The sequence below is a fragment of the Halalkalibaculum sp. DA384 genome (genome assembly GCF_043951955.1).
Taxonomy (GTDB): Bacteria; Bacteroidota; Rhodothermia; order Balneolales; family Balneolaceae; genus JAMQKA01.
This window is the reverse complement of sequence record NZ_JBINJE010000004.1, coordinates 22,407-32,886: the sequence shown is the minus strand read 5'-3', so window position 1 is coordinate 32,886 and position 10,480 is coordinate 22,407. Positions and strand designations below refer to the sequence as shown.

Here is a 10,480-nt window from a genome sequence, read left to right as displayed (position 1 = left end):
TTCCTGCCTCTTTTATACTGAATTAATCTTCTTAACATTCGATGAATATAACGACGCATTTTTTACTGCCCTGCACACTTCTTTTTCTGTTTACCGCCTGTTCGTCGACGGACGAATTCACCGGATTTTCTTATGATCCGGCGGGATCGACAGTTACTTCGGACAAAGAGATAAATCCACAGCATAAACGCACCATCGGCATCAGCAGGGATGGAATCTGGTTTTCGAATGAGGCCCCGGGAACCCGGCTGAACGACTTCTACCAGGTTAACGATACGCTCTACCGGGCTGTCATCAAGCCCGAAAATCATCCTGTTAACAATAGTCCCTGGTACAGTTTCAAGGCCTGGTCTGAGGTGCCGAAAACCATTTGGGTGGAGTTGACCTACGAGCACGGAACGCACCGCTACTATCCCGATCTGAGCTACGACGGCAAGAACTGGTTCCCCATCGATTCCTCTGCATATCGACCCGACACCACCGCGGGCACGGCCCTGCTCCGGCTGGACCTTGCCCCCCAACCGCTCTGGGTGAGCGCCCAGGAGATATTCAGCAGTGAAGAGTACAACTGGTGGGCTTCAAACCTGAGCCAATACCCGTTTGTGACACGAGATACAGTCGGCTACTCTCACCAGAACAGGCCGATTGAGAAACTGACGATAACCCAATCCAATGGAAATCAACCCCGCGGGGTAGTCATTATCACCTCGCGCCTGCATCCTCCCGAAATTACCGGGCAGATGGCCGCACTTGCTTTTCTTGAGGAGATCACCAGTGAGTCGCCCCTGGCCGGGCAGTTTCGCAACCGGTTTGAAGTGATCGCCTTCCCGTTTGCCAACCCCGACGGAGCTGATAATGGTCACTGGCGGCATAATGCGGCGGGTGTGGACCTGAACCGCGACTGGACCAATTTCAACCAGCCGGAAACCAGGGCGATCAGGAATCACCTGCAGCAGAGAATGAAGAACAATCCGAATCTCACCGTCTACTACGGAATCGACTTCCACTCGACCAATGAAAATATTTTCTACCCGATCAACCGGAGTATCGACACATTCCCGGAAGATTTCACCTACACCCTGGTCGACTCTATCCAGGCCGCCTTTCCGAAGATCGAATTTGCGGTTGAACCGTTTGACACCCGTTCGCCCATCACCAAAAACTGGATCCACAGAACATTCGGAGCTGATGCGGTGACGTATGAAGTGGATGACCGTGCCGACCGCGACTCACTTCAGGCGGTTGCCCGCAAGGCCGCCAACCTGATGATGAAGCTGCTCATTGAGGATGAATCCCTGTAATGGCCGGCATTACATACAACCACAGGACTTGCCTTTTATTCCACAAATGGTAAATTATTGCCTGTCTAGAATACTGCTCTATGGACTCCACTGAATACCTACATAAAATGCACGAGCTGGTATTGAACTGGAAGCTGCGCCTGGTGGTTAGCGCCCTGTTCAGCATGCTGGGACTGGCCATCCTGGTCGGTACACTCAGCGGCTACTTTATGCAAAACTTTGAAGTCCTGGACCAGACGATCGTAGGAGTTGCCGTCTTTGTCATTGTTATCCCGATCTACCTGATCGTTGCCGATCTTCCAAAAATTGATGAGCACACCATTGCCGATCTGCTCAATAAACAGATCCCCGACCTGGAATACGATACCAAACTCCTGCTCATGGATGAAGAACAGATGAGCGAAGAGGAAGTAGCTCGTAAGAAGAAAGTCGTTAAAAAGTTCGCGGATGAAAAGCTCTATCGCTTTCTGCCGACCCAACCAATCCTACAGGCCCTTCTGGTCATGCTTGCCTGTCTTCTGCTTACGGCCGGTATCCACTTTTACTTGTAGGGACCTTTGCAGAAGCTGCTATTTTGTCGGGAGCTGGTTTACCACCGGGCTTATAGACTTTTTAAACAGGAGTGCAACTCCCTCAGAACGAGCAATTGAGGATTTTACCCGGATCCTTCACCAAGAAATTTGTTTGTGAACGGGGTGGAGTAAAAATAACGGCGGAAACGTACATGGGTACGTTGAGCACACAATTTTTTTCTTCCACAAAGCGCACGGACGAATTTCGCACCCTCAGTTCCCAGTTCATCGGGCAGTGCGACCAGACGGTAAAGCCGCGCTCGCCTCAAAAAGAAATTCCCCGCGAAACAGCCAATTCATCAAGTATTCATTTTTGAATTATTTCTTATCTTCTGTTTGAGCAAAATAAAAATTGCTGGTTACTTATTACTTATATTTGTATCTGAATTTCCGACCGGTCATACACGTTCTTCGCTCTCATGGCACATTCGCACGATCACAGTCACGGGCATCACCACCACGGGGAGGACACCACCGAAGGACGGCTGTGGATCTCCATCTTCCTGAACTTGGTGATCACCATCGCGGAGTTTGTGGGAGGCATTCTTTCCAACAGCCTGGCCCTGCTCTCCGACGCCCTGCACAACCTCAATGACACCGCCTCGCTGGGAATCAGCCTTGTGGCGCGTAAAGTTTCCCAGAAAGATGCCAACCGGGATAAGACATTCGGCTACAAACGGGCCGAGATTATCGGAGCTTTCATCAATCTGATAACGCTTGTTATCATAGCTCTGTACCTTGTCAAGGAGGGGGTCGAGCGTTTTTACAACCCGCAGCCGATCGACGGGCTGACGATGTTCATCGTCGCTATTATCGGGCTGATAGGAAACCTGGTGACGGCGGCCCTGCTTTTCAGCAAATCCAAAGAAAACATCAATATCCGCAGCGCCTATATTCACATCCTTTCGGATGCCTTTTCATCGGTGGGCGTAATTATTGCCGGCTGGCTGATCCTGGAGTACCAGCTCTACATCATTGACACCCTGTTGACGCTGCTGATCGCGGGCTACATCTTGTGGCAAAGCTATTACATGCTCAAAAAAACGATCAACATATTAATGGAAAGCACCCCGCGCGAAATTGATATCGAGAAGGTGACCGAGGCGATGAAGTCGACAGCCGACGTGCTGGATATTCACCACCTGCATGTATGGCGGCTGGACGAGAGCAACATCCTGCTGGAAAGCCACGTCGTCATTGACGAAGACAAACTGGACCAGATGGAACGAATTAAATCGAACCTCAAGGAATTGTTGAAATCCAAATACAACATCCGCCACTCCACACTGGAATTTGAATTTGAACCCTGCGAAGATCATGCGGAAATTCCCTGCCACTAAGAGGCCTGCTGTTAGCACGAAAACCGGGAACCTCCGTTTTATCTCCATTCTGCGGCCGATGCTCCTTTTTTTCGCGTCATTACTGTTTGCCGTCTCCTGTAATCAGCCGGAGGTGATCAGCGATCTGGGAGAGAAGTCGTATCCGCTGCTCGACCAGGACAGTACCCGCGTCAACTTTCCGGACGATTTCAGCGGCCAGGTAACGGTGCTGGGCTTTATCTACACCAACTGCCCGGATGTATGTCCGGCAATTACCGCAAACATGAAAAATGTCAAAGACCAGCTTGAAGATCCGGAAGATGTTCACTTCATCGGCATTACCTTCGATCCCGAGCGGGACACGCCCTCGGTTCTCGATCACTATATGGAACAGTTTAAGCTGAATAAGGATCAATTTACCTTTGTAACCGGCGATACCACGACGATCGACTCGCTGCTGAGCGACCTGAACATCGTAGCGGAAATTCCTTACCGGAAGACCAGCGATGAAGGTAAAAAGCTCTATTTTATGAACCATACCAACCGTATTTCGCTGCTGGACAAACAGGGGCGGCTTCGCCTGGAATACAGCGGCAGCTTCTCAAAACCGGAACATATTCTTGAAGGAATAAACCAACTCCGATAACCCGACGTGAGGGCCTTTCGCGCATACCGACTCTTCGACCTCCTCAAGGGAGTCCTCCTGCCCTTGATGACGGTAGTGCTGCTGGGCTCGCAATCCCCCCTGTCACCTCATTGTTATGAAGCGCTGTTCTCCGCTCCCCATTCCGTCCACCAGGCCTGCATGATGGACGGAGTTTGCATGACCAGTGGTTCGGGCGGCATGGCCATGCATTGCGATTGCCATGAGAACAACGGCAACCGCCCGTTCTACTGTTCGTGCGACGCCTCCGGCAAGCAGCTTATTTCCGGCGTTCAGATCTCCAAAGTGCTGCTGCCCTCAATTGCCGGCGCCGACCATACACTTGATTTCACAATCCATACAGATCCAGCCACCACATTTGCCACTCAATTCTGTTTAAAGGATATTTTCCATCCTCCGCAGTTTTCTTGATTCGACCCCTGCACTACAACTAAATCGAATCATTCTCTCCCGCCGGCGTTCTTTGCCCCGGCCGGGTGAAACCATTGCTAAACTCCAAGGAGGATTTTATGCATTATCTAAACCGAATCCCCGTTGTGGCATGCCTGTATATGATTTTATTTTTACCTGCCGCAATGTTTTCCCAGTCAACCGGTTCTGTCAGCGGAACCGTGACAAGTCAAAATGACCAGAGTCCCGTAAGCGATGTCAACGTTTTCATCCCGAACACCACCTTCGGAACTACCACTGATAACAACGGGGCGTTCACCATCAGCAACCTGCCGGCTGGAACCTATACCCTAAAAGCAACTTTTATAGGATTTGAGCCCGCCCGCAAAAGGGTAACCATAACGGCCGGCACGACCACCGAAGTGGCATTCTCACTAGCAGAGGTCTCCTATGAACTTTCCGGCATAGCGGTGCACTCCCTGCGGCCCGACCTGGAACCCAAAAATGAGCTGGAGGACCAGCAGGTCCGGGAAGCCAATCCCAGGGATTCCGGGGAGCTGCTGCGCGTGGTGCCCGGTGTGGATGCGGTACGGCGCGGGCCGATCGGGCTCGATCCCGTCGTCCGCGGGTTACGGGAAACCGAAGTGGGTACCTACCTGGACGGCACCCGCATCTTTCCCGCGGGACCGGCACGGATGGACTCCCCGCTCAGCCATCTCGACCCCAGCGCCATACAGTCGATGCAGGTCGTCAAAGGTCCTTACGCCCTCACGTGGGGAGCCGGCAACCTGAGTGCCATCCGGGTGGAAACCAACGACCTTGCCAACATCGCACCGTATACCACCCACGGGAGGATATCCTCGGGTTTCGACAGTAACTACAACGCCCTGGAAGGTACCGCCACCGTATCCGGGAAACGCGACAAGCTTGGATACTGGTTAAATACCGCCTGGCGGCAGGGAGACGATTTTGAAGACGGAAACGCCACGTCTATTCCGGCCGATTTCCTCTCACGCGAAGTACGGGGAAAAGTAAGCTATGCAACCTCCCAAAATGGACGAATCACTGCCGGAGGGGGCTACCAAAACCAGCGAAATATCGACTACCCGGGACGACTCCTGGATGCCGACTATTTTAATTCCTACAACACCTCCCTGGCCTGGAACTGGCAACAGAGCAGCGGCATTCTGCAGTCTGCCGAAATTAAAATATACTACAACTACGTAGATCACGGCATGGACAACGACAGCAAGCCGACTGCCATGCCGATGGAAGGGCGCATGCCCCCCTTTGCCCTCGACGTGGATGTGGACGCCTCGATAGGAGTGGCCGGCGGACGTGCAGCAGTTCACCTGGTTCCGGCTGATTTCTGGAACCTGGAAGTGGGAGCAGATCTCTATTCGGCCAACCGCAACGCCGTTCGAACCATCAGGCGGCGAGACAACGGCATGCTTATGTTCGAAGACCAGATGTGGCCCGACGCCACAATTACGGATGCGGGTGTGTTTGCAAGGGCAGAACACCATTTCACCCGTATATTTTCGGCCGCGGGAACGGTACGGGTCGATTTTGTGAGTGCCACCGCCGCAAGCTCCCGTATATCTGATTTTTTCAGGGAACAGGTTTCTGCCGAACTCGATCACACCGAAATGAATCTGAACGGCGCATTTACACTGAGCGCCAACCCCAATGAACACTGGGTGATATCGGCGGGCATCGGATCGGCAGTGCGAACAGCGGACGCCACCGAACGCTATTCTGACCGGATCCCCGCCTCAAAAGCGCAAACCAGCGCCGAATTTACGGGCGACCCCGGCCTCCGGCCAGAGCGCAGTACCCAGGTCGACCTGTGGATCGAAAGTCATTACCCAAAATGGGCCTTTTCCTTTAACGCGTTCACCCGCTTCATGGATGACTATATCACGATTCGGGCGACGGACCTCCCCAAGCGGCTGCCCTTGAGTCCCAATACCGTATACCAGTATCAAAATGGGAAAGCCACATTTTGGGGACTGGAATCCTCTGTGGCCTACCGCTTTGTCCCGAGCCTGAAAACCGAAGTCTCGGCCCGGTACCTGTGGGGGGAAAACCGAACGGCTAAAGAACCGGCACTGGGCGTCTCCCCGTTTGGCATCGATACCCGCCTGCGATACGAAAACGAGGGGAGTCAATTTTTTGCGGAAGGCGTCCTGCATATCGTTTCTGAACAGGACCGTGTAGCGACTTCCCTCGGAGAACAGCCCACCCGGGGATATACTACCGCAGACCTGAAGGGCGGAATCGATATACTCCGGAAACTCAGCCTGCAGGTCGGTATCAATAATATTTTTGACACCCGGTACGTGAACCACCTGAATGCCAACAATCCATTTGCCGGTATGATGATGGCAGAATATGCAGGCAAGCGCATCCCTGAGCCGGGACGTGTCATTTTTATCGACCTGAATTACACCTTTTGAACCTACAACAACAATCATGATACCATTTCGCACAATCCTGGTCTTCAGCTTGACGATGATAATAACCTGCTCATGTACTTCCGAAGAAAAGGAACGGGCCAACGCCCCGGCGCTTCCCGGCGACCGGATCGAAATTCGCGGCGCGTGGGCACGACCGGCCAACCCGGGTATGATGGGCGGAGCGTACCTGACTGTTGCCAACGGCACCAAACAGGCCGACACGCTCATCGGGATTACCACGGATATTGCAGATACGGCCGAAATTCATGAATCCTATTCCCGGTATGACGGGATCTCAGGGATGCGCCCCGCCGGTCCGCTCCCCATTAAAGCAGGTTCCGTACTGGAGATGAAACCCGGCGCATTTCACATTATGCTTATGGAGGTGAACAAAACCTTGGCGGCCGGTGATTCTATTTCCGCAACCCTCCATTTTAGCCGGAGTGGCAGCCTGAACGTTCAAATTCCGATCCGGCAAAAACAGTAGTCCACAGCAACGGAGGAATTATTTTTTAGGAATCCCTGGTGAGGCGGAAACAACCGTTGCTACGTTTCCGCCTCAATCCCGGATATGGTCTCCATCAACATTTGCAGGAACGTTGGTTTCAGCAAAGGATGTTTCCCTTGTACCAACAAACCATAAAACAGAAAAGAGAGGTATTTTATGAGTGGAAAAAAGATTTTGCAAATTGTCGGCGATTTTGGTGAAGATTATGAAATCATGGTCCCCTTTCAGGCACTGCAGATGGTCGGTCACACCGTGCACGCCATCTGTCCTAAAAAAAAGTCCGGTGAAACGGTAAAGACCGCCATTCACGATTTTGAAGGAGATCAGACCTACACCGAAAAACCGGGACATAATTTCGCCCTCAACGCCACTTTTGATGAAATTGATCCGGCCGATTACGACGCCCTGCTCCTTTCCGGGGGACGCGCCCCTGAATACCTGAGGCGTGAAGAAGGGGTGCTCGATATCGTCCGCCACTTCGCTGAACAGGACAAACCGATTGCGGCCCTGTGTCACGGCCTCCAAATTTTATCGGCCGCAGGCGTAGTGAAGGGAAAAACGCTAACCGCCTATCCCGCCGTCGGACCCGAGATGGAGTTGGCCGGTGCCAACTACAAAGATGTAGAAGCCACGGAAGTGGTCGTTGACGGCAACCTCGTGACCTCACCCGCATGGCCGGGCCATCCCAAATGGCTGGCGGCATTCCTGGAAGTGCTGGGCACAAAAATAACGCATGAAAGCGCGGTAACAGCTTAACATATCGGTTCAGCTCCTCTTGTCGGCATCGTTTAATTCCGGCGGGAGGAGTTTTTTTTACCAACGTTTTAACCAGTGCATCCTCAGACGGACGCAAAGTCACAATATACCAGCAACGTGCAAGGCTAACCCGGATATCTGACCTGTTCACTTGATTGCGATCACCTCTATTTCGTTATTACAATTTCACACGATCCCAAACTTTGCTGGCCATCTCATGAAGAACAACAACCTGCGATCACTCACTACCAGTATTATCGGCACTGCGATGTTTTTGATATTTCTGGGCTGTAGCGCATCGGAGGACTCCCCTTCAACGAGCGAGACGAGCCTGAATCCCGACTCCTCTTCTGATCAGCATTTCGCAGCGGAATCATTTGTAAATTTTAGCAGCGATGCAGTCGATGGCGCGAATGTTTATGTACCGGTGTATTCCCACATCTACCAGATGAACCAACAAAAAACATTTAACCTGACGACCACGCTCAGCATCCGCAATACCGATCTCCAGGAGCCTGTCATCCTCAAAAAAGTATATTATTATGACTCCCAGGGAGGGCTGGTCCACCGGTACCTGGATGAACCCCGCAAAGTTCCCGCCCTTTCCTCGATCTCTTTTGTTGTTGAGGAAGAGGACCTTCGGGGCGGCGTTGGGGCAAACTTCCTGGTGCTTTGGGAAGCGATGCGGCCCGTCAACGAACCTGTCATCGAGGCGGTCATGATCAGCACCTCGCAACAGCAGGGTATTTCATTTGTGAGCGAAGGCCGCGTTATCAATTCCGTAGATCGTTCCGGCCCATAGGAAACCGCACCTCCGGATGTCAGATATGTGATACCGGTCAAGTAGAATTACCTGAAAAATGTCGATCGTCACCTTTAACCGGATTGCGTTTGGATACAATGGAGAGGACGACCTGCTCTTTCACGATTTCTCACTATCCGTAGGAAAGGGTGAGAAGATCGCCATAAAATCTGATTCGGGAACCGGCAAAACCACCCTGCTCCGCCTGCTTTTGGGCTTTGAGCAACCTGTTTCCGGTGAAATTCGATTTAATGGGACCGCGATCTCAGAGAATAACTATACTGAAATTCGCAGAGCCACCGCCTGGCTTCCACAAGATCTGAATATAGGCGACGGAACGGTAAAACAGATATTACAACGACCGTTCGAATTTGTTCACAACAGGAACAGGATGCCGGAAACGGACCAGGTACGGTTAATACTTGAAGAGCTCTCGCTCTCACCGGGCCTGTTGGAAAAACCACTGCGCGATCTCTCCACAGGTCAGCGGCAGCGCGTGGGACTGGCTCTTTGCCACCTGCTGGACCGCCCCCTGCTGCTGCTCGACGAACCGACCTCGGCACTCGACCGGTCCTCCAAACAAAAAGCCGCGAATCTGCTTCTTTCTGATCCCAATAAAACGGTTATTTCCACGACACATGACCCGTTTTGGCTGGAGCTGTGTGATGAAATTATAGAATTATAGAATTGTGGAATTGTGGAATTGTTGCCACATGAAGACAGATCGAATGGGTCTGTCATATTAGGCGGCAAAGTCCAATGGGGATGGATTCGACACGACTCTGAAAGATGAGATTAAAAAATAATCAGAAACATTGATCCTGCTTAATGGAGATAATTGAACTCGGCTGGTGGCAACTGGCCATTGGCTTTCTGATCCTGGTAATTCCGGCGTTTATCTTATGGCGATATAACACCGGGCTCAACAGAAAACTGGCTGTCGCCACCGTGCGGATGACCCTGCAGCTGCTTTTCGTGGGATACTACCTGGAGTTTCTTTTTGAACTGGACAACGCCTGGATCAACATGGCCTGGATACTGGTGATGGTGGGCGTAGCCGATTTTGCCACGATCGATCGCAGCGAGCTCAACCGAACCTGGAAACTGGTTCTGCCGATCTTCGGAGCCACGTTTTTTGGTATTATCCTGATCGACCTGTTTTTCCTTGAACTGGTGATTCAACTCCCAACATTCCTGGCGGCCCAGTATACGATCCCGGTCACCGGCATGGTACTCGGCAACTGTCTTCGCAGTAACGTCATCGGCATCAACGATTTCTACTACAGCCTGAAGGAGCAGAAAGAGCGCTACCAGTTTTACCTGGCCTGCGGAGCCACCCGGCATGAAGCGCTGTTTCCATTCTTCCAGCGGGCCCTCAAGCGCTCCGCCAATCCCACACTGGCCACCATGGCGACCATCGGCCTCGTATCGCTGCCCGGCATGATGACGGGACAAATTCTAAGTGGCAGCTCACCGATGACGGCGATCAAATACCAGATTATGATCATGCTGGCCATCTTTTCCGGGACTGTACTTTCGGTGTATTTTGGGATCTGGTTCTCCAACTATTTTGTATTCCGAGAGAATGACATGCTGGATGAATCGATCCTGAAAAATTAACCGCAGATCTCCACAGATTTATGTTACATACAGTTGAGCTGTCGACTCAATCCACTCTCGCTGGGAGACAGGTGTACTGTCGACCGAAT

At 52.0% G+C, this 10,480-nt stretch carries 12 protein-coding genes; all 12 read left to right on the top strand.

Annotated elements, in window-relative coordinates; all coding sequences use genetic code 11:
- Positions 1 to 41 precede the first annotated feature (41 nt).
- The 12 genes from ACG2E4_RS03680 (at position 42) to ACG2E4_RS03625 (ending at position 10,391) form a co-directional block, all read left to right on the top strand.
- Positions 42 to 1,301, top strand: a complete 1,260-nt coding sequence (locus tag ACG2E4_RS03680) for a M14 family metallopeptidase (protein WP_395261220.1) — start codon at positions 42 to 44, stop codon at positions 1,299 to 1,301.
- Positions 1,302 to 1,381: 80 nt separating this feature from the next.
- On the top strand, positions 1,382 to 1,852 hold the full coding sequence (locus ACG2E4_RS03675; protein ID WP_395261222.1) for a hypothetical protein: 471 nt from the start codon (positions 1,382 to 1,384) through the stop codon (positions 1,850 to 1,852).
- Positions 1,853 to 2,034: 182 nt separating this feature from the next.
- Complete coding sequence (locus ACG2E4_RS03670; protein ID WP_395275742.1) at positions 2,035 to 2,190, top strand: hypothetical protein; 156 nt, start codon at positions 2,035 to 2,037, stop codon at positions 2,188 to 2,190.
- Positions 2,191 to 2,292: 102 nt separating this feature from the next.
- Positions 2,293 to 3,213, top strand: a complete 921-nt coding sequence (locus tag ACG2E4_RS03665; RefSeq protein ID WP_395261224.1) for a cation diffusion facilitator family transporter — start codon at positions 2,293 to 2,295, stop codon at positions 3,211 to 3,213.
- Positions 3,214 to 3,271: 58 nt separating this feature from the next.
- Positions 3,272 to 3,838 carry an SCO family protein gene (locus ACG2E4_RS03660; RefSeq protein ID WP_395275741.1) on the top strand — a complete coding sequence of 189 codons (567 nt, stop codon included), beginning with the start codon at positions 3,272 to 3,274 and terminating at the stop codon, positions 3,836 to 3,838.
- 159 nt (positions 3,839 to 3,997) lie between these two features.
- Positions 3,998 to 4,267: a hypothetical protein gene (locus ACG2E4_RS03655; RefSeq protein ID WP_395275740.1), complete on the top strand. Its 270-nt coding sequence runs from the start codon at positions 3,998 to 4,000 to the stop codon at positions 4,265 to 4,267.
- 98 nt (positions 4,268 to 4,365) lie between these two features.
- Entirely contained in the window at positions 4,366 to 6,705 is a 2,340-nt protein-coding gene (locus tag ACG2E4_RS03650) for a TonB-dependent receptor domain-containing protein (RefSeq protein ID WP_395275739.1), read from the top strand.
- 16 nt (positions 6,706 to 6,721) lie between these two features.
- Complete coding sequence (locus ACG2E4_RS03645) at positions 6,722 to 7,192, top strand: copper chaperone PCu(A)C (RefSeq protein WP_395261232.1); 471 nt, start codon at positions 6,722 to 6,724, stop codon at positions 7,190 to 7,192.
- A gap of 177 nt (positions 7,193 to 7,369) precedes the next feature.
- Positions 7,370 to 7,969, top strand: coding sequence for a DJ-1/PfpI family protein (locus tag ACG2E4_RS03640; RefSeq protein ID WP_395261234.1), 600 nt, complete (start codon positions 7,370 to 7,372; stop codon positions 7,967 to 7,969).
- Positions 7,970 to 8,186: 217 nt separating this feature from the next.
- Positions 8,187 to 8,771: a DUF3124 domain-containing protein gene (locus ACG2E4_RS03635; RefSeq protein WP_395261236.1), complete on the top strand. Its 585-nt coding sequence runs from the start codon at positions 8,187 to 8,189 to the stop codon at positions 8,769 to 8,771.
- 58 nt (positions 8,772 to 8,829) lie between these two features.
- Positions 8,830 to 9,456: an ATP-binding cassette domain-containing protein gene (locus ACG2E4_RS03630; protein WP_395261238.1), complete on the top strand. Its 627-nt coding sequence runs from the start codon at positions 8,830 to 8,832 to the stop codon at positions 9,454 to 9,456.
- A 143-nt stretch (positions 9,457 to 9,599) separates the two neighbouring features.
- Positions 9,600 to 10,391, top strand: coding sequence for an ABC transporter permease (locus tag ACG2E4_RS03625; protein ID WP_395261239.1), 792 nt, complete (start codon positions 9,600 to 9,602; stop codon positions 10,389 to 10,391).
- Positions 10,392 to 10,480 lie beyond the last annotated feature (89 nt).

Coding starts and splice junctions, on each gene's coding strand:
- ACG2E4_RS03645 (WP_395261232.1), top strand. CDS start 6,722: ATGATACCATTTCGCACAATCCTGGTCTTCAGCTTGACGATGATAATA.
- ACG2E4_RS03660 (WP_395275741.1), top strand. CDS start 3,272: ATGCTCCTTTTTTTCGCGTCATTACTGTTTGCCGTCTCCTGTAATCAG.
- ACG2E4_RS03675 (WP_395261222.1), top strand. CDS start 1,382: ATGGACTCCACTGAATACCTACATAAAATGCACGAGCTGGTATTGAAC.
- ACG2E4_RS03625 (WP_395261239.1), top strand. CDS start 9,600: ATGGAGATAATTGAACTCGGCTGGTGGCAACTGGCCATTGGCTTTCTG.
- ACG2E4_RS03640 (WP_395261234.1), top strand. CDS start 7,370: ATGAGTGGAAAAAAGATTTTGCAAATTGTCGGCGATTTTGGTGAAGAT.
- ACG2E4_RS03655 (WP_395275740.1), top strand. CDS start 3,998: ATGATGGACGGAGTTTGCATGACCAGTGGTTCGGGCGGCATGGCCATG.
- ACG2E4_RS03650 (WP_395275739.1), top strand. CDS start 4,366: ATGCATTATCTAAACCGAATCCCCGTTGTGGCATGCCTGTATATGATT.
- ACG2E4_RS03635 (WP_395261236.1), top strand. CDS start 8,187: ATGAAGAACAACAACCTGCGATCACTCACTACCAGTATTATCGGCACT.
- ACG2E4_RS03665 (WP_395261224.1), top strand. CDS start 2,293: ATGGCACATTCGCACGATCACAGTCACGGGCATCACCACCACGGGGAG.
- ACG2E4_RS03680 (WP_395261220.1), top strand. CDS start 42: ATGAATATAACGACGCATTTTTTACTGCCCTGCACACTTCTTTTTCTG.
- ACG2E4_RS03630 (WP_395261238.1), top strand. CDS start 8,830: ATGTCGATCGTCACCTTTAACCGGATTGCGTTTGGATACAATGGAGAG.